The organism is Streptococcus cristatus ATCC 51100 (assembly GCF_000222765.1).
Classification (GTDB): Bacteria; Bacillota; Bacilli; order Lactobacillales; family Streptococcaceae; genus Streptococcus; species Streptococcus cristatus.
On record NZ_AFUE01000005.1, the window covers coordinates 227,028 to 245,737 of the forward strand.

20 protein-coding genes are annotated in these 18,710 nt (G+C 44.3%); 8 read left to right on the plus strand and 12 right to left on the minus strand.

Going from position 1 to position 18,710, the window contains the following annotated elements; all coding sequences use genetic code 11:
* Nucleotides 1-104 precede the first annotated feature (104 nt).
* Both HMPREF9960_RS03080 and HMPREF9960_RS03085 read left to right on the plus strand, forming a co-directional pair.
* Nucleotides 105-851, plus strand: coding sequence for a DeoR/GlpR family DNA-binding transcription regulator (locus tag HMPREF9960_RS03080; RefSeq protein WP_037586093.1), 747 nt, complete (start codon nt 105-107; stop codon nt 849-851).
* Nucleotides 852-891: 40 nt separating this feature from the next.
* A complete protein-coding gene (locus HMPREF9960_RS03085; protein ID WP_005591434.1) occupies nt 892-1,719 on the plus strand; it encodes a Cof-type HAD-IIB family hydrolase in 828 nt (275 codons plus the stop codon).
* A gap of 30 nt (nt 1,720-1,749) precedes the next feature.
* On the opposite strand, the gene HMPREF9960_RS03090 is transcribed toward HMPREF9960_RS03085, so the two are convergent.
* From HMPREF9960_RS03090 to HMPREF9960_RS03115, 6 genes are read right to left on the minus strand one after another with little or no spacing between them, the layout of a single operon-like run.
* The gene (locus HMPREF9960_RS03090; protein WP_005591433.1) at nt 1,750-2,229 is read right to left on the minus strand and encodes a GNAT family N-acetyltransferase; all 480 of its coding nucleotides are present in this window, start codon (nt 2,227-2,229) and stop codon (nt 1,750-1,752) included.
* A 24-nt stretch (nt 2,230-2,253) separates the two neighbouring features.
* Nucleotides 2,254-3,525 (minus strand): D-alanyl-lipoteichoic acid biosynthesis protein DltD, encoded by a 1,272-nt coding sequence (gene dltD, locus HMPREF9960_RS03095; RefSeq protein WP_005591432.1) that lies wholly within the window; start codon nt 3,523-3,525, stop codon nt 2,254-2,256.
* Nucleotides 3,518-3,757, minus strand: a complete 240-nt coding sequence (gene dltC, locus HMPREF9960_RS03100; protein ID WP_005591431.1) for a D-alanine--poly(phosphoribitol) ligase subunit DltC — start codon at nt 3,755-3,757, stop codon at nt 3,518-3,520. Before dltC ends, dltD begins: the two co-directional genes overlap by 8 nt.
* Before the next feature lie 21 nt (nt 3,758-3,778).
* Nucleotides 3,779-5,023 carry a D-alanyl-lipoteichoic acid biosynthesis protein DltB gene (gene dltB, locus HMPREF9960_RS03105; protein ID WP_005591430.1) on the minus strand — a complete coding sequence of 415 codons (1,245 nt, stop codon included), beginning with the start codon at nt 5,021-5,023 and terminating at the stop codon, nt 3,779-3,781.
* Entirely contained in the window at nt 5,020-6,570 is a 1,551-nt protein-coding gene (gene dltA, locus HMPREF9960_RS03110) for a D-alanine--poly(phosphoribitol) ligase subunit DltA (RefSeq protein WP_005591429.1), read from the minus strand. Before dltA ends, dltB begins: the two co-directional genes overlap by 4 nt.
* A 20-nt stretch (nt 6,571-6,590) precedes the next feature.
* Nucleotides 6,591-6,722 (minus strand): teichoic acid D-Ala incorporation-associated protein DltX, encoded by a 132-nt coding sequence (locus HMPREF9960_RS03115; protein ID WP_005591428.1) that lies wholly within the window; start codon nt 6,720-6,722, stop codon nt 6,591-6,593.
* A gap of 265 nt (nt 6,723-6,987) precedes the next feature.
* Between HMPREF9960_RS03115 and HMPREF9960_RS03120 the strand changes: the two genes are divergently transcribed.
* The 5 genes from HMPREF9960_RS03120 to HMPREF9960_RS03140 all read left to right on the plus strand — a co-directional run bounded on the left by HMPREF9960_RS03120 (nt 6,988) and on the right by HMPREF9960_RS03140 (nt 10,499).
* Nucleotides 6,988-7,314 (plus strand): PadR family transcriptional regulator, encoded by a 327-nt coding sequence (locus tag HMPREF9960_RS03120; RefSeq protein WP_005592104.1) that lies wholly within the window; start codon nt 6,988-6,990, stop codon nt 7,312-7,314.
* A complete protein-coding gene (locus HMPREF9960_RS03125; RefSeq protein WP_005591426.1) occupies nt 7,301-7,900 on the plus strand; it encodes a DUF1700 domain-containing protein in 600 nt (199 codons plus the stop codon). Before HMPREF9960_RS03120 ends, HMPREF9960_RS03125 begins: the two co-directional genes overlap by 14 nt.
* Nucleotides 7,893-8,792 carry a DUF4097 family beta strand repeat-containing protein gene (locus HMPREF9960_RS03130; protein ID WP_005591425.1) on the plus strand — a complete coding sequence of 300 codons (900 nt, stop codon included), beginning with the start codon at nt 7,893-7,895 and terminating at the stop codon, nt 8,790-8,792. Before HMPREF9960_RS03125 ends, HMPREF9960_RS03130 begins: the two co-directional genes overlap by 8 nt.
* Before the next feature lie 71 nt (nt 8,793-8,863).
* Complete coding sequence (locus HMPREF9960_RS03135; RefSeq protein ID WP_005592109.1) at nt 8,864-9,478, plus strand: HAD family hydrolase; 615 nt, start codon at nt 8,864-8,866, stop codon at nt 9,476-9,478.
* A 67-nt stretch (nt 9,479-9,545) separates the two neighbouring features.
* The gene (locus HMPREF9960_RS03140; RefSeq protein ID WP_005592107.1) at nt 9,546-10,499 is read left to right on the plus strand and encodes a S66 family peptidase; all 954 of its coding nucleotides are present in this window, start codon (nt 9,546-9,548) and stop codon (nt 10,497-10,499) included.
* A gap of 39 nt (nt 10,500-10,538) precedes the next feature.
* On the opposite strand, the gene HMPREF9960_RS03145 is transcribed toward HMPREF9960_RS03140, so the two are convergent.
* The 5 genes from HMPREF9960_RS03145 to HMPREF9960_RS03165 form a co-directional block, all read right to left on the minus strand.
* Entirely contained in the window at nt 10,539-11,789 is a 1,251-nt protein-coding gene (locus HMPREF9960_RS03145) for a S41 family peptidase (protein ID WP_005592094.1), read from the minus strand.
* Nucleotides 11,790-11,894: 105 nt separating this feature from the next.
* Entirely contained in the window at nt 11,895-13,148 is a 1,254-nt protein-coding gene (locus HMPREF9960_RS03150) for a carbohydrate-binding domain-containing protein (RefSeq protein ID WP_005591421.1), read from the minus strand.
* A gap of 18 nt (nt 13,149-13,166) precedes the next feature.
* Nucleotides 13,167-13,847 carry a DUF4956 domain-containing protein gene (locus HMPREF9960_RS03155; RefSeq protein ID WP_005591420.1) on the minus strand — a complete coding sequence of 227 codons (681 nt, stop codon included), beginning with the start codon at nt 13,845-13,847 and terminating at the stop codon, nt 13,167-13,169.
* Complete coding sequence (locus tag HMPREF9960_RS03160) at nt 13,840-14,565, minus strand: polyphosphate polymerase domain-containing protein (protein ID WP_005592101.1); 726 nt, start codon at nt 14,563-14,565, stop codon at nt 13,840-13,842. The genes HMPREF9960_RS03155 and HMPREF9960_RS03160 overlap by 8 nt, the downstream gene beginning before the upstream one ends.
* Nucleotides 14,566-14,805: 240 nt before the next feature.
* A complete protein-coding gene (locus tag HMPREF9960_RS03165; RefSeq protein ID WP_005592090.1) occupies nt 14,806-17,205 on the minus strand; it encodes a YhgE/Pip domain-containing protein in 2,400 nt (799 codons plus the stop codon).
* A gap of 141 nt (nt 17,206-17,346) precedes the next feature.
* Between HMPREF9960_RS03165 and HMPREF9960_RS03170 the strand changes: the two genes are divergently transcribed.
* Complete coding sequence (locus HMPREF9960_RS03170; RefSeq protein ID WP_005591417.1) at nt 17,347-17,877, plus strand: TetR/AcrR family transcriptional regulator; 531 nt, start codon at nt 17,347-17,349, stop codon at nt 17,875-17,877.
* A gap of 104 nt (nt 17,878-17,981) precedes the next feature.
* On the opposite strand, the gene rpsD is transcribed toward HMPREF9960_RS03170, so the two are convergent.
* Nucleotides 17,982-18,593 carry a 30S ribosomal protein S4 gene (rpsD, locus tag HMPREF9960_RS03175; protein WP_000092756.1) on the minus strand — a complete coding sequence of 204 codons (612 nt, stop codon included), beginning with the start codon at nt 18,591-18,593 and terminating at the stop codon, nt 17,982-17,984.
* Between the last annotated feature and the right edge of the window lie 117 nt (nt 18,594-18,710).

An 18,710-nucleotide genomic window follows, 5' to 3' on the forward strand; every position in this document is an offset into this window, starting at 1 on the left:
TTTTTTATATTCGACAAAATAACTTACATTCCATTATAAACACTTGCATATACTTAAACAATAGATTATAATGAACTTATAAAGAAGCAGAAAGGATGAGAAAGATGTATCAAGAGCAGCGGCTTTCAAAAATGCTGGAACTTTTAGAGGACAAAGGGCAGCTGGCGGCCAAGGATATGGTGGATTATTTTCAAGTTTCTAAGGACACTATTCGCCGTGATTTTTCAATTTTGAGCGAGCGAAAACTAGTCCAGCGCACCCATGGCGGGATTATTCCTTTGGAAAATAGTCGGCAAATTCCTTCTTTCAACGACCGTGTCGGCCAACTAAACCAAGAAAAAAAGGCCATTGCTCACAAGGCTCTGAACTTTCTCAAACCCAATCAGGTCAATTTCTTTGATGTATCAACGGTGGTTCTCAAGCTGGCTCAGCAAGTTCAGCAACCGATGACGATTTTTTCTCATTCTTTGGATAATGCCATCATGCTGAGCGACCAGGAGCAGGTTGCTTTCCATCTTTTAGGTGGAAAGTTCTATCCGAGAAATCGTTTTTACTACGCCCTCAATGAAGCCGAGCTGCTCAGAGATATTTCTTTTGATCTAGCTTTTATCGGATCTGCAGGGCTGAAAAATGGCCAAATCAGCTTTGAAGATCAGGAAGATGCCTATCTAAAGAAGCTAGCTCTCAAGCAGGCTAAGACAAAGATTCTGCTGGCCGAGCAGTCCAAAGTTAATAAAGAAGCAACCTATATTTTAGGAAATATCAGCGATTTTGACTACTGGGTTACCGATCAAAGACCTAGCTCTGAGCTAGAGGCTCTTCTGGCTGGGAAAGTCACCGTTATTTACTAGCTCGACAAGATTTCATTTTATAGCTTATGGAGGAAGAACCATGACAAAGCAAGATATTCGCTTAATTATCAGCGACATTGACGGCACAATCCTTAATGACCAACACCAAGTAGATCCGCAACTGAGGGAGCAGATTCCCTTGCTGAAAAAAGAAAATATCCCCTTTGTCCTAGCCTCTGCTCGCTCTCCTCTTGGCATGGAGCCAATTGCGCGTAAGCTGGGACTGGGAGATAATCCTCTAGCCTGCTACAACGGTGCTCTAGTCATCAAGGGTGACCCGCAAGCTTACGAGACCATTATTGAGCATCCATTGGATAAAAAAGAAATTCGCACTTTTCTGGAATTGGTCAAAACTAAGTTTCCTAGTGTTTCCATCAATCTCTACTCTGGCAAAGATTGGATTGCTGACCGTTTGGATAGGTGGGTGCAGATTGAAGCTGAGATTACAGGTGAGCAGCCTTTTATTCAAAATGTTCTGCTGCCTGTTCTAGATGTGCTCATTCCAGCCCATAAGTTGCTGTTAATTGATGATGCAGCTGTTATCCAGCAGCTCCATGCCTACTTGCAAACGATGGATTTTCCAAATACAGCCTTCTACCTGTCCAAGGACAACTATTTGGAAGTCACACATAAAGAAGTGTCAAAAGAGCAAGCCCTTCTGGAAGTGGCCAAACACTACCAGATTCCGCTGGAACAGGTCATGACAATTGGAGATAACTTCAATGACCTTCCGATGCTGCGACTGGCTGGTCTGGGAGTTGCCATGGGCAATGCCCCTGAAGCAGTTAAACTCGAGGCAACAGCCATCACTAAAAGCAACAACCAGAACGGTGTCGCAAAAGCTATTGAAAAGTATGTTTTACTATAATGCAAAAAATCTGCCCTTGAGCAGATTTTTTTATTGATGATAATCGTAGGCAAGGCGAGGACTGCCATCTGGCAAATAAATCGTGCCACACTGGCTAAAACCGTAGCGGCGAATGGCTGACTGCATCGGATGGTTATCTTCATGCGTATCGATGCGGAGATAAGGAATCTGCTGCAAGCAAAAGTCAAAACATTGATGAGCCAGACCCTTTACTTGTCCATTTGAAGCGATACGATGGATTGTACCGTAAGGCTCTGAAAAATGCCAAGCACCTTCAATCTCTTGGTAGGTTGGATCTGGTCCGATGATGAACGCAAAGGTTCCAACAACTTGCCCAGCCTCTTCAAAGACATAGCAGTGACCTACCCGAATATCTTCCTCTACCAGCTGACGATTCGGATAGGAAGCTGGCCACTGACTGAGATTTCTCATAGTCCGCATAAACTCCCTAGCCTGCTCAAAAATTGCTAAAATTGCTGGTATATCTTGCATTTCCGCCAAGCGAATCATGTCGCCTCCTTCCAGCCTATTACCTTATTTGACAAATTCCTCGTAGTTACCCGTGTAATTAGCCCACTCCTTACTGAAGAATTTTTCATTGATCTGATAATTCGGAGCAGGTTGAGGGTTAGACACAAAAGGATCGACAGCCTTGTCGAAGGCCAGCCAGCCATTCCAGCCCATGTGGATCGTGTCCTGCATAAAGTAAGGCTTATCGCCGTCCTTAGAAAAGTCAGCAATATTCGTAAAGCCTTGACTCTCCAGCTGGAACTTAATCTTCTCAACTGTCCGCTGGTACATCTCTTCACTCAATCCAGTATAGGCCATCCATTTGGCATTGACCGGTGGAATGACAAAGATAACATTCGTATGGGATTTGGCAAATTGCTCCAAAACCAGCTGCAAGTCATTGTACTCGGGAGACTTTTCGTAAGACTGCTTGGATTGGAAGCCTTTGAACTTCTTGATTTTTCTAGCTAAACGCTTCTTATAAAAGTCGTTATCGATACCTAAATCATTGTTATTGGTCTGCTTGACAGCATCTGCCGTAGCCAGTTTTTCCAATTCTTCATAGGAGAATTCATCTGGAAGACGAGAAAGCTGAGGCAAAACCTTCGTGTCATAGTTGCCATTATTACCAGCAGCAAATGTACTGAAAAATGCATCCTCCCGCTGATAAATACGGCTCATAGTACTGATATACTGCTGCTCAAAAGAAGTCAGTTGGCTTCCATCGGCTACTTTCCTGACAATATCCCCCATAGCAATGTTGGGATATAGCTGCAAAAGTCGCTGGGCTGCATACTGAGCGCCTACTCCACCGTCCTGCCAGCTAAGAAAACCAGCTAGCTGGTCGCTATTGAAATACTGCTGAAAAGCTGCTGCATCATAGCCTTTTTTAGTAAACCATTGCGGAGAAACGACATAGACAGCCGTCTTATTTTCCAGCTCAGAGGTCATCTGCTGCATCCCAAAATATTGGTTGAGCGAAGCCGCCCCCCGCTGCCCTAGAAAATAAGGTCGGTAATTGCGGTCATACTTCTCGGCCAAAACAGCTGGGTGCATGCTGTCAAAGCGCAGCCATTCGCTGGAGCCAAAGTAGGGCACAAAACGGGTATCTTGATCTGTCAGGGCCGTCATTTTTTTGCTACGGCTTTTGAACGTTTCTGCTGTAAGGGTCACAGCTGCCCGCTTCTCTGCTTCCACATCGTGCTTTTTCTCAAGCGGATAGAAGAAAAAGAGCAGGGCGACCATGACCAAGGCGCAGAAGACCGGCCCCAGAATCAGCCAGAGTCGTTTAAGCATTACGAAGCTCCGTTACACCTTCAACGATTTTATTGGCTGTATTCCAGTCATCGCGGCCAAATTCTGATACTGGCACGCGGATGTCAAAACGGTTTTCCAACTCAACAATCAGCTCCACCGTTCCCATACTGTCCAAAACGCCAGCATCAAACAAATCCTCGTCCATCATGTCCGAAACATCTTCCATAAATAATTCGTCAATAATTTCAATTACTTCTGCTTTTACATCCATTTTAGTTTCCTCGTTTACATTTTATTTTTTAAACCAAAGGTCATTCAAAAATCCTGAAAAGATCAAGAATGAGAACATGACAACATGGAAGGTGATAACAACCCCCAGCGCTTGGGTCCACTTGTTGTCAGGCAGGGCCGGTAGTCCCTTACTTTTACGCTCTTTATTGATGGTCTTTTTCTTACGGAGCCAAGCATCATTGACCACCAAGCCCAGACCGTGGAAGAGACCATAGGCGATATAGTACCAGGTCACACCATGCCAGAAGCCCATGACCAACATATTGATTATATAGGCCACACTGGAAGTCGTATTGCGGTTTTTAAAGACCTTGTTGCGCATGAGCACCATGACCAAGCGCATAAAGACAAAGTCACGGAACCAGAAAGACAGGCTCATGTGCCAGCGATTCCAGAATTCTTTCAAATCGCGTGAAACAAAAGGCTTGTCAAAGTTGATAGGACTCTTGATGCCCATAAGATTGGAAATGGCCACCGCAAACATCGAATAACCGGCAAAGTCAAAGAAGAGATCCAGACCAAAGACATACATGACGCCTAGCGTTCCCAGATTGAAGAAACCGCCAGTATAGAGGGCATAGGTCTTGACGTGCCCTAAAATCATGTGGCCAAAGATATGGGCCAGGACAAACTTATAGAGAAAGCCCAGCATGATATACTTGACCGACTGCTCCAGCATATCCAGAAGCTCATCGCGCTCTGGTATTTGGAGATAATTTTCATTGAAACGCTTGAAACGGTCAATAGGACCACTAGAAAAAGTAGGCATAAAGAGCATAAAGCGGAGGAATTCCCAGAGACTGAAATCAGTCAGCACACCATCCCTCAGCTCAATAATCATACCAACTGAGCGGAAGGTCAAATAGGAAATTCCCAGAAAGCCAAAGAGTGATTGATGGCCACTGATAGCTGGTTCGACCTTAACCCAGAATAGGGGCAGGATCACCAATGCTGTATGCAAATAAAATATCCACTTGCTATCCCGCTTTTTGCGGTAGAATTTATAAGAATAAACCCAAATCGTCTGCCAGACGACATAAAAGAGCAGGGCATAAAGCTGCGCCAGACTAGGACCCGTCAGCATCAAGACAATAAAGGCCAAGCTGACTAAGGCTTCGTAGACCGGGAAGCGTTTTTTAAAGAAAAGGCCGATAAAGATGGGCAAAACAGCCAAGATAAGATAAAGGAAATACTGTGGGTCTCCGTAAGGCTCCAGATGAGGAAGCTGTTTCAAGAAATCCATCATGACTTGTTGACCTCACTAATCAGCCCCTTGATATCAATCTTGCCGTTTGGTGTTAGGGGCAGAGATTCCCGATAGAGGAACTTAGACGGCATCATATAGGACATCATGATATCCTGTAAATCCTCTTTGATAGCCTTGGTAATATCGATTTCGCGGTCAAATTGCTCTGCAACACCGTCCTTCAAAATAACGTAGGCCAATAAGTTTTGAACCTTGTGGTCCTTATTGTAGCGTGGTACTGCTACTGCCGCCTCGATATACTTGGATTTGTTGAGGTTTTGAGATACGTCCTCTAGCTCGATGCGATAGCCATTAAACTTAATCTGGAAGTCCATACGACCGCCGTAGAGTAGGAGACCTTCATCAGTCATCTTACCCACATCACCTGTATGATAGGCCGGTAGCCCTTCAAATTCAAAGAAGGCTTCAGCTGTCTTTTCAGGATTGTTGAGGTAGCCCTTGGATACGGCTGGTCCGCAGACAATGATTTCACCCTGCTGACCATTCGGCAACTTTTGCCCATTTTCATCAATGACAAAGGTTGGTGAATCTTCCTTGGTATAGCCGATTGGCAAGCGCTTGAGGGTAGCTAACATCTCATCTGTGATAGCAACTGCAGACAGAGCTACCGTTGCCTCAGTCGGACCATAGGCATTGATAATACGAGCCTCAGGGAAACGCTCCCGCAATTTCTGAGCTGTCTTGACCGTCAACTCCTCCCCATCAAAGTAAAAATGCGTAATGCCTGGCATCTTTTGGCTATTAAAATCTTCCGAAAGCATGGCCATATCCGCAAAGGACGGTGTAGAAGTCCAGATTGCTACAGGCAGGCTGAGAATCGCTTCAAATAGCTGCTTAAAGTCCTGAGTCAGACTAGAAGGCAAGGCATAGAGAGTGCCTCCCAGCGCCAAAGTCGGTGCCCAGTACATAACTGACAAGTCGAAAGAATAAGGTGGTTGCGCCAGCATTTGCGGACGGCTCGGTGTCGCAAATTCTTTGTCTGTAATCATCCAGTTGGTAAAGCTGAGCAGGTTATCATGAGAGATTTGCACACCTTTAGGTTTGCCAGTCGTACCAGAAGTAAAGATAATGTAGTAATTGTCATCACCCTTGACTGGATGACTCATCTCATAAGCAGTCTTCTCTGCGTAAGCCGCTCGAACCTCTGCTAGACTGAGAATGCTTACATCTGTATCAGCCAGCGGAAAATCCGCAATGGCAATAATCAAGCTTGGTTCAGCTACTTCCAAAATAGCAGTCACACGCTCCAAAGCTGAATGACTATCAATAGGAATATAAGCATGACCAGCCTTGGTCAAGGCCACAAAAGTAGCCAGCATTTCATACTCCTGACCACCGTAAACAACCACTGGTGACTTGGGAGCCAGCCCCAAGCTATCAATCTTAGCTGCCAGTGCATCGGAATCGGCCTTTAGATCCCCGTAAGTATGAACTTGTCCGAGGACATTGTAGACAGGGAAATCTGGCTGCGTCTGAGCAAAGTGCTCAATCGCTTCAATCATATCTGTAATTGCTGTATTTGACATGTGTATAGTACTCTCTTACATTAAAATTCATTGTAGATAAAGCCACCTTGACCTTGACCAAGATAACTAAAGAAATAGAGCAGGGCTACGAAAATCACAAAGTATAGCAATGTCTGCCCTACAAACTTATAAATCGTCTTATATTTCGTCATTTCATTCACTCTTATCTTTTTTAGATAGACATAGATTATTTTACCATTTTATAGAGAAAGATTTCAATATAAAAGCTATCAATTGTGTAAAGTTCTTGTAAGGAAATAAAGAGAAAAAGAGTTACTTCCCTTATTTTTCAAGGATGAAATCCTTTTCAAATTCTATCAGTAAAATTCCTATATATTACTTGACTTTTTGTTCGAAAGGGATTATCCTATATGTAGAAAGTTTATATATAATATTTTTATATATAGGAGGTAGTCTATGTATTTCCCCACATCTTCTACCCTGATAGAATTTCTGATTTTAGCGATTTTAGATAAAGAAGATTCCTATGGCTACGAGATTAGCCAGACCATCAAGCTCATTGCCGATATCAAGGAGTCCACGCTTTATCCTATCCTGAAAAAATTGGAAAAGAGTCAGTATTTAGAGACTTACTGTCAGGAATATCAAGGTCGAAAACGAAAATATTATTCTCTGACCCCAACAGGTCAGAAACAACTGGTCAGCCTCAAAAATGAATGGGAGCTTTATACCAGCATGATTAAGGGCATTATCGAAGGGAGTGTTCGCCATGACAAGAACTGAATATCTAGCCCAGCTAGAAAAATATTTAAAAAAGTTGCCAGCAAAAGACTATCAAGAAGCCATGGACTACTTCACCGAGTACTTTGACGAGGTCGGTCCAGAGGGAGAGGCAGCAGCTATAGCTGAACTGGGCAATCCTAAGGAAGCGGCTCACGAGATTATCATCAATCTTCTGGACAAGAAAATAGAAGAAGATAGCCAAGAAGCTAGCTCCGTCAAAAATAGTAAGCAGATCGTCCAGATTGCTATTCTGTCCATCTTGGCGGCTCCACTAGCAATTCCTCTATTAATTTTGGCTTTGACTTTGATTTTCACTTTCTTCCTCCTCGTCAGTGTCCTTGCTTTTGTCATGGCCGTCTTTACCTTTGCTATGCTTCTCCTAGGGGCTAGTCTGATTTGGGACAGCCTGACTCTCGGCATGGCTACTTCGATTCCTGCTTTTGCTCTCAGTTTGGGGATGAGCTTCTTAGCCTTGGGGATGGCTGGACTCTTTTATCTCAGCATTGGTCCTATCCTTCGCTTTATCAAACTGAGTTTTGTCAAACTCGCCCAAACCTTGGCTCGGAAAGGAGACCGTCATGTCTAAAGTAAGAAAAACCGTGTTCAGCATTGCGATTGTTGCCTGTCTGCTGGGACTAGGCCTCATACTGGCAGGACTAGCAAGTGGTGGTCTGCAGGATCTGGTGAGGAGCTCAGCCACTAGCACCAAAATGGCCAAGCAAGAAGAAACCTATGACAATATCCATTCCCTAGATCTAGAGCTCAACAATCGCTCGGTCATAATTGGAGAATCGCCCGATGATAAGGTTCACTTGACCTATTATCAAGGAGACGGCAAGACATCCGAAAAAATCAGTAGCAAGGCTGAAAACGGTAGTTTATACATTAAGGAATCCAGCTTTTTTATCAACATTAACAGCGGTCTGCGCTCTTTACTGGGTTTGATAAATGGAGATTTGGAAAGGACTCAACAAATCACTCTAAGCCTACCTAAGGGAAGGAACTTGGAGCAGGTCAAGGCCAGTTTAGCTAATGGCAGCCTATCAATCAATGACCTGACAATCAAAAAATTAAAAGCCGATCTCAGCAATGGCTCTATCGAACTCAGTCAGAGCCAAATTAAGAGCGGCAGCATTGAAAGTGCTAACGGCAGCATCGAGCTAGTTCAAACCAGCCTGACCGATACTCAAATCAGTCTCTTCAACGGTAGTATTACTGGTGATAAACTAACCCTCAAGGGCAATATCAACATGTCCAACAGCAATGGCTCCATCGATCTCCATCTCACCGAAGAGACCTACAAAGCCATCTCACTGGACCTGCAAACAGATCTAGGTGACATTGAAGTGCCCAAGGACATGCAGACCAGCCACGACCAAGATAACTTTATAGGTGATCGGGTCATTCATACCAATGAACAAGCTCAAGCCAAGCTGACCGCCCGCACCAGCACCGGCAGCATTGCGATTCGCCATTGAAATAGAACGGAGCCTGATTGGTTCCGTTTTTTATGGTCAAAATGGTAAAATTAGATAGAGAGGGGTTTCGAATGACAAATTATAAATGGATATTTTTTGATATTGGTTCTACTTTAATCAATGAAGAGAAAGCTTATCAAGATAGGATTGAACAAGCAATTGCAGGAACAAATATCACTCATGATGCATTTTATCAGCGGATGCTACTCTCATTTAAAGAGGGGAAAAAGGGAGATTTAATAGCATTACAAGAGTTTGGCCTAGAACGTCCGAAATGGAACTCTGAACTAGAAACACTTTACCCAGATACAAAAACGGTCTTAGAAATACTACATAATCGCTATAAAATAGGTATTATTGCTAATCAACTATCCGGCTTAGAGGAGCGATTAGAAAAGTTTGCTATCAGACAATGGATTGATCTGATTATCTCATCAGCTGACTGTGGATTTTCCAAACCTAGTTCTAAAATTTTTCAACTAGCCCTTCAACAAGCTTCATGTTCTGCTTCATCTGCTATTATGCTTGGTGACAGACTTGATAATGATATTGCGCCAGCTAAGACATTAGGCATGAAAACTATTTGGATCAAACAAGGATTTAGTGCATATAGTCCAATCCAAGCACCGTCAGAAGAACCTGATTTTACTGTAAATTCCTTATCGGACTTGCTAAAAATTCTCTAACCCCACCTTTACTTCCTATAGCCTTTATGTTATGATACTCTATAAAATTTATCACAAGGAGGTTTCTATGAAAAAACTCACACCTGGCATGCACATTCGGGTCGTCAGTCCCTCGTCGTCCATCGAACACATCGGTGGCTTTGAGGCCAATCTAGCCGCCAAGGAGCGCTTGGAAAAGTTAGGATTTACCGTGTCTTTTTCGGAGCATTATCTGGAAAATGATATGCTAGACTCTGCCTCCATCGAAAGCCGGGTGGCAGACATTCATGCTGCCTTTTCGGATGACTCCGTTGATGCCATTCTGGCCACCATCGGAGGTTTCAACTGCAATGAGCTCCTGCCCTATCTGGACTTTGAGTTGATTGCTAGAAACCCTAAGATTTTCTGCGGCTACTCGGATACTACTGCCTTGCTCAACGCTATTTATAGCAAGACCGGCATGAAAACTTATATGGGACCGTCTTACTCTAGCTTTAAGATGGATGCTCTGCAGGACTACCAGACCGAGAGCTGGCTCAAGGCCGTCAGCCAGACTTCTTATGAATTGACTCCTAGTGAAAAATGGGGCGACAATGCTTGGTATCTACCCGATGCCCCACTGACCTTCCATAAGACAGAGTGGAAAGTCCACAACCATGGGCAAGCCCAAGCCACTGCTATCGGCGGTAATCTCTCCACCTTCTCACTTCTGCGTGGAACACCTTATGCGCCAACAGATGAAAACTATGTCCTCTTTGTTGAAGAGGCCGAGGAAGATGATTATGTGGAGTTTGACCGCAATCTAGCTGCCCTCCTTCAGGCCTATCCTAACCCGCAGGCCCTTCTCATCGGCCGCTTTCCAAAAGAATGTCAGATGACAGAGGAACTGCTCCTTTATATCTTGGATAAACATCCTATTCTAAAGACAATTCCTGTCCTCTATGACTTGGACTTTGCTCATACTCAGCCACTCTTTACCATTACCATCGGTGCTCAAGTGACGGTGGATACAGAGAAGATGTCTATCAGAATTGATGAATAAACATGAAACGACCTCCAAACAAAAGGTCGTTTTTGATATCTAAAAGTCATGAATCATCTCTAAACAGCGCTCCAAATCCACATCCCGCTCCAGATGCTCAACTGTCCAAGGAATAAGGATGTCTGGTTCAATCCCCTTGTCTGTCATACCCTGTCCCTTATCAAGTGCTAGAGCGCGTGAAGTTGGAAAGTTCAAACTATAGTCACCATAATCTACCTGACAGCAGTTAGAATAATCTAGTATTCCAAGAGTCGGGCGCCCCAGAACCGTCACCTTAGGAAAACATTTCATCATCTGGACAAAATTGTCTCCCGACGAAGCACAGTAGACATCTGCCAAGACAAAAATCTTCTCAGGATGGCTTCCTCCTTTCACATTAGGAAACATTTCCCTGTCCTCGCCTCCAAATTTAACATAGCCTTTGCCCCGATTGGCCTGCAGGTCTTGCATGATTATCTCCAACAAATCCTTCGTCTCCTGATTAATCCCTTCCTGCTGCACGTAGGCTTCAAAATCTTTCAAACGCAGGTCAACATTCCGCTCTGTGTAGAGAATTTCCATCCCTTCATCAGTCCAGCCCAAGTCAGAATAGACTTGCCCCTCAGAAAGAGCATAGTGGAGCAGGGGAAAATACAGCGAGTCCATCCCGCCAGTATTTTGACGGACATCAATCACCAGACAAGCAGCCCTCTTGATAGTATCTTGTGCTTCCTGATAGAGTTTGTTGATGGCTTTCTCGTTCCTAAAGTCATCCAAACGGAGATAAATAACGCCCTTTTCTAACTCTTTCCATTCAAATCGACTCTCTATGGGATTCTGGCTAGGCTCAACTGAAAGGATTTGCTCTGCTCCTGCTCGCAAAACAGTTACTTGCCTAGCTTTTGAAATCAACTCGCTCCACTCACGGTAGTTTCGCTCGGGCGTTGAACTGGTAAAATACGCTCGGTGCATCCTATAAAACTCTTCTATATGCTGTCCATCCAGTTTCACAATTTGATCGCCCGCCTGCAAATTCGTGTCTGCATTAGCCTGCTCAACATAAAGTCCTTGGATTGTTGAACGTAGAACAAATCCTTTTGGTTTAGCATATTTCTCCCGAAAAGCTACGTGGCCGATAACTCCGAAGCTAGCTAGATAAATCTGAACCTGATAAAGAAAATCCTTTTCACTCATATCGTCTGAAATACATTCGCGAAAACCAGTCGGATCCGCACCGGCAATATCCTTTTTAGTTGCCGAATCTTGGGTCATAATCGAAACAACATCTTCAAAAATAGCCGTTTTTCTCATCGTATTGCTCCTCGTCATTATTGAGACTAGTATATCATTTTTGTACATTTTATGCCGATTTAAACAAAAAAATCTAAGCACAATCTCTGCTTAGATTTTTTCTAATCAATGTCCACCAAAACCACCTTGTCCGCCTGGGGCACCGCCGCCACCAGCGCCAGGGCCATCTGCTGTGATTTCGGTTCGGGTTTGCCCATTAACCGTGATGGTCCCGCCCGTATAAGTAGCCTTACCATCAAAGTCAAAGGCAGATACAGTGGACGTGATAGCTAGGTTTCCGCCTGTCATGATGATATCGCCGTTGGAGTCAAGGGCGTCTGTATCGCCTTGGCCGACCTCAACCTTGATGTCACCACCAGTAATCTTGATGAAAATCTCAGCCCCAGTCGCTGTACTAGCCGCATTGATTCCATCATCCGTCGCATAAAGGTCAAGTGTACCGCCGTTAATCGTGACATTTGTTCCCTCTAAAGCTTCGACACTGGACTTGACTGTGATAGTACCACCGTCGATCACCGCTGCATTGCTGGCATGAAGACCGTCATCACCAGCATTAATCATAATGGTCCCAGACTGGATATATAGATTTCCGAGCGAAGTGTCCTCGTCATTATCTGCGTGGATGGCATCCTCCGTCGCGGTAATATCCAGACTAGCCTCCTTGATGTTGATGGCATCATTGGCTGACAAACCATTCTTGTAACCTTTAATCGTATAAGTCCCGCCTGTGATGCGCAGGTCATCATTAGACTCGACTGCGTTACCATATTTTCCTTCGATGGTCAGACTGCCTGAGCCGTTAAAGGTCAAGTCGTCCTTACTGTAAATGGCCGCATCGTAGTCAGTATTGGTGTGATTGGCTGAGTCAGAAATGCTATTCTTGCTGCCCTCAGCTAGGGTAATGAAGGTTTTATCCGCATTTTCTACCACAATCGCTGCATCCGTCCCTGTCATGGTCACACCATTTAAGACAATCTGCACCTTGTCTTGATCGCCAGCCTTGACAACAATCTGCACATTTTCACTGCTGCCAGAGAGGACATAGGTTCCAGCTGCCGTAATGGTCACTGTGGAGCCAGAAACGCTCGCTCCGTCACCAGATGTCTTGGCTGTAGATCCGCTCAAGCTAATCTTGGTCGCTGTCGACTCATCATAAGAAGCATCCTGATCACGATCCGTGAAATAGCTAGATGTGTCTGTCTTTGTCGTACTGGTAGCCGTTTGAGTGGTCGTGGCACTAGCACTCGCACTAGTGCTGGACTGGCTGGTCAAACTACAAGCCCCCAAGGTGACACTCATTAGCGCTAGGGGCACCATTAGTTTTATTTTCTGAAATATTTTTTTCTTGCCTGTTTTCATGATTGACCTCTTTCCTAGTTATAATTCATTTTCTTTCGTGATATAGCGGCTGATGGCAATCTCTAGATTTCCATTGCGCGTGCGCAGGGCATCGATGAGTTCTTTTTCGGTCATTCGACCATTCAGCTGAATGATGTATTTAATCTTGAACAAACTTCCCATATCAGAGGTTTTAACATTGGCCAGTTCAACATGATTGGCAGCTTTGTTGAAAATATCATCAAAAATGCTTTCATAATCCAGACTTTCTGGTATGACGATAGTCAGCTGGCGCATGGAATGCTTCATCTGCCCGAAATTGACCACCTCAAGCAGCAGCATAGCGAGCGACATGATAAGGGTAAAGACGGTCGCAAAGACCAGATAGCCCATTCCGATGGCAATCCCGATTGTCATGACTAGGAAAATGAACACCAGCTCCTTGGCCCCTCCTGGCGCGGAACGGAAACGAATCAAGCTGAAGGCCCCCATGACGGCAACCCCTGCTCCCAGGCTTCCATTGACCAAGAAGATTACAATTGCAATCAAGGTCGGCAAAAGCGCCAAACTCATCACAAAGGATTTGCTGTAAACTGTCTTAAACTGGTAAACCTTGGCAATGACTAAGCCCAAAAGCAAAGACACTCCGATAGCCAGCATCATCATGGCTGGATCTACGGCCGTATCGGTAAAAATATCATAAAATAAGTGACTAAGCATGATTTACAACTCCTTTATAGTCTGTCGTTTTCTTGTAAGCAACCCCGTATTTGGAAAAAGAGCTTGGGAAAACTTGATGGCGATCCAAAATCTCACTCAGCCAGAGCGGATAGGCTCCTGGCACCTTGACTTCCATAATCACATGATGATCCGGCAGAAGATTTTCCCCGTAATGACCATGCAAAAGGCTTAAATCATAGTTGCGGTAGGTCAAATCGTGGTCAATGGTAATCCGAACATTGGGATCCTCCATCCCCTTCATAGAATAACGATTGTAGTAGATATACATCATGGGCTGCAAGCCACCGTAGCGCTGACCCAGCCAGTCGATTTCCTCACGAATCTGACAATCCTCAATCTTACTGTGATCGCCCTCCAAGTAAGCCTCTGCAGCGACTAGATCTGTCGAAATGCGGCGTTTGTAGACAATCTTGCGCACTTTCTTCTTGATTTCCAAAAAGACTTGACTGTCTTCTTTCGGATGTTCATCGTAAGTCCGCACGCGCAATTTTTCTTTAAAATAAGGCTTTTCCAAGGACTCACGAATCATTTGATAGGTCGGGGTGTCGTAGTAAAGATTATGGATGGTCGAGTAAGCATGCTCATCCTCCACCAGATGACTTTCAAACTCGGTCAATAAATCGGCCAAGGTTTCTTTGGAAATAATGTATTTGGTTTCAAATCGTTGAAATTTATCTTTAAATGTTTTTTTAGCCATGGATTCTCCCCCTGTCTTTCTTGTAACTAGAGCCATTTTACGGATGAAAACTTAAAGCAAGGCTAAAGAAAACTTAAAGAAAACAAAATATTCACATTTTCATAGCGAATAACATAGACTTGTGGAGAAAATCTACACAGCAAAATTCTCTACTGTTTCACGTGAAACAAACAACTTGGTTCTGTTCACAAAACCAAGTTGTTCCTTTCGAAGAGAAAATAGTCTGCGCTCTTCTCTATCTTAAATAATTTCTTTCTTATCAGGACGATAGGCCATTGTGCCTAATACCATGAAAAGCAGTAAAGTTGCGGACAGGAAGGCTAGTTGGCCACCAATTTGACCATTCATCGAGATTGTTTCCCGCAGTCCTGACACCGCATAGCTCATCGGCAAAATTGGATTGAGCACTTGGAAGATTTCCGCCGTTAGGGGCAGCGGATAAGTACCAGCGCTAGAAGCCAGTTGCAGGAGCAAGAGGATCAAGGATACAAAGGCCCCGACCTTACCATCCCAAGTGACCAGAGTCGTCACAACCGCCATAAAGGCCATGCTGGCTAAAACAGTCAAGGCAAGCGTCATCCATTCGTAGTTGGCCTCAAGACCAATCAAATGAACCGCTCCATAAACCAAGATACCTGCCAAAACAGAAATCAAGCCATTGACTTCCAGACGAGCCCTGAGCCAAGCTTTGCGAGAAGCTGGAACTTGACCAGAAGGAAGCGTGCCAAAAATAACATTGGTCGAAATAGCCGCCACAAAAAGAGCAACAGAAATCATGTAGGGAGCCATACCAACACCATTTTTACCAACCTGATCTTTATCTGTCTTTTTTAGCTCGACAGGGCCAGCCAAGGCAGCTGCATTGTCCTCTGTCACTGAAAGATCAGACAATTGACCCTTGGCATCTGTCAAGCCTGTATTTAGAGTCTGGGCACCGACTGACAAGTCTCCCAGCCCACTGTTCAAGGTCAGACCACCAGCCGCTAACTGCTGAGAACCATCTGCCATTTTAGTGGCACCTGTAGATAATGTTTGCATACCTGCGACCAAAGTAGATGATTTATCATTTAATTGAGAGAGGCCTGAGCTGATTTGACCGATTCCTGAAGTCACTTGGTCATTATGGCTCGCTAGATTAGCTGCTCCTTGAGAAAGCTGATTGACCCCTGTAGTATAAGCCGCTACTCCCTGAGCTACTTGAGAAAGGCCACCTGTATAAGCCGTAATGCCCTGAGAAAGGGTCGCTGAACCAGTACTGGCAGAGGATAAAGCTTCATTTACCTGACCTAGGCCACCGTAGAGACCACTAATCATAGCTGAAGCACCTGGCAGGACTTGGTTGGCCGCTGCCGACAGCTGACTTGCCTGACCACTGGCCGTTTGCAGTCCTTGCAGATTCGTTTGGATAGCTTGGACTTCCTGTACAATAGTTGCCGCTGCACTACTGTTAGAATCAGTACCACCTGCTAGAGCTGATTTTAGTTCTTCTTGCTCATCGGCAGAAAGTTTTTGGTAAGCAGCTGTTCCTTCCAAAGCTGCCATGGCTGCTGCCCGATCACTTTGCGCACTACTTGCCAAAGACTGCGCGTTGGTCGCAATCGTTGTGAGAGAAGCCGCAATTGTTTCCGTTGGCAAGCTCGTTCCTGATGTGGCATTCTGAATAGCTGTATTGAGCTGATCTAGACCTGCCGTCAACTGAGCAACCTTTTCTTGGTTAGTCGTAACACTGCTATTAACGGATGATTGCAGTTCTGCCAAACCGCTGTTTAGTCGCTCCACACCAGCGACTAATTTCTGTGAATTGCCCGTTAGTTGGTTGGTTCCATTCAATAATGTTTGTGACTGAGCGGTTAATTGACTGGCACCAGCTGAAAGCTGCCCAACTCCATCTGTATATTCCGTCATCTTGCTAGTAAAAGTTGGCAAGCCGGCATTGATCTGAGCCACTCCATTTGTATATGCTACCAGACCAGTTGACAGCGCTGTAGCTCCATCTGAGAAAGTGAGGCTGGACTGAGCTAGACTTTCCAAGTTAGTAGAGAGCTTTTGGCTGCCGTTTGCTAATTCCTGACTGCCTTCGGCCAATTTAGCTGTCCCATCTGCAGCTGTTCCAAGTCCACCTTTTAGCTTATCCATACTCGCAAAAAGGCTTGTCACATAGCTGTTCGTGATATTTTGACTGACCGATTGCTTCATCGAAGTCATGGCAGAATCGCTCATTTTGCTGGCGATAAAACTATGACCACTGGATGTTTGGTAGTGGATCGTAACTTGCTTGGGCTGATTGCTCAAGATACTAGCCGCATTGGCTGATAGATCCTTAGGAAGAGTCACCACCATGTAATAGTCGCCCTTTTCCAGTCCCTTCTCTGCCTGACTCTCATCCACAAAATGAAAATCCAGCGCTTCATTTTTCTTCATATCTTGAACCATATCTGAACCAATGGACAAGTCTTTTCCATACAAGCTCGCCTTCTGGTCCTGATTGACCACCGCTACTGGCAAATCAGAAAGTTTGCCATACGGATCCCACATAGAGCTCAAAAAAATCACATTATACAAGGCTGGAATCAAGGCAACTCCCAGCATGACTACAATAATCTTCGGTTTTTTGAAGATGGCTTTCCATTCTTTGAACATCTCTTCTCCTTTTTTATACACATTGTCTAAAAATTTGATATAATAGATTATACACAATAAAAAAATTAAGGCAAGCAGAAAATTCTATTTTTGAACACCTTGTCTAATTTTGTATAATTCAATAACAAAGGAAAGATTGAAATGACGGAAAGTAATAAACGTAAAAAAACCAAGGCCATCATTGAAAAGGCTATGGTTGACTTATTACATCAAGAATCTTTTGACCACATTACGACAGTCGAATTGGCCCGAGCTGCTGGTATCAGTCGCAGTAGCTTTTATACCCACTACAAGGATAAATATGATATGATTGAGCGCTATCAACAAGGCCTCTTTCATCAACTAGAATACATCTTTGAACACAATCGTGAGGATGTAGCAGTCGCTATCACAGAGGTCTTTCAGTTTTTGACCCAAGAGCCTCTTCTGGCTGCCCTCTTGACGGAAAATGGCACCAGGGAAATCCAAAATTTCCTACGCCATAAGCTCCAATCCTTACTTTCCCAAATCCTACAGGAACGGTTTCGCAATAAAGCTTTCAATCAAATCGAAAAGGAATACGGCATCGTTTACCTCGTCAATGCCTTCTTTGGCGTCTACCAGATGTGGATCGCCCGAGGTAGTAAGGAAAGCCCAGAACAAATGGCTAATCTTCTTTTAAAGATGCTATAAAACTCAACAACTAATAAAGGCTGGGACAAGATATCCCAGCCTCTTTTTGTTAGTCGAATAAAAAAGAAGCCGAAATCGGCTTCTGAATAAATTTCCAATAGAAATTAAAGCATTTTGTTGTAGAATTCAACGACAAGTGCTTCGTTGATTTCTGGGTTGATTTCATCGCGTTCTGGCAAGCGAGTCAATGAACCTTCCAATTTTTCAGCGTCGAATGATACGAATGCTGGACGTCCAAGAGTTGCTTCAACAGCTTCAAGGATTGCAGGAACTTTCAATGATTTTTCGCGAACTGAGATCACTTGACCTGGAGTTACGCGGTATGATGGGATATCAACGCGTTTGCCGTCAACAAGGATGTGACCGTGGTTTACGAATTGACGAGCTTGACGACGAGTAGTCGCAAGACCAAGACGGTAAACAACGTTATCCAAACGGCGTTCCAAAAGAAGCATGAAGTTGAAACCAAGGATTCCGCCTTTGATTTTTGTAGCTTGTACGAACAAGTTACGGAATTGTTTTTCACCTACACCGTAAGTGAAACGAAGTTTTTGTTTTTCAGCCAATTGCAAACCGTATTCTGACAATTTAGAACGGTTGTTTGGTCCGTGTTGTCCTGGTACGTAGTTACGACGTGCCAATTCTTTACCTGTACCTGTAAGTGAAAGGCCAAGGCGACGAGCTTGTTTCCAAGATGGTCCTGTATAACGTGACATATGTATGTCCTCCTGATATAAATAATATTTCGGTGGAAATAGTCACTTAGAAAGCCCTGATTCGTGCAGATGCCCTTCGCCTAAACAGCCAAGGTTACTTGTCATAAGACACCTGTT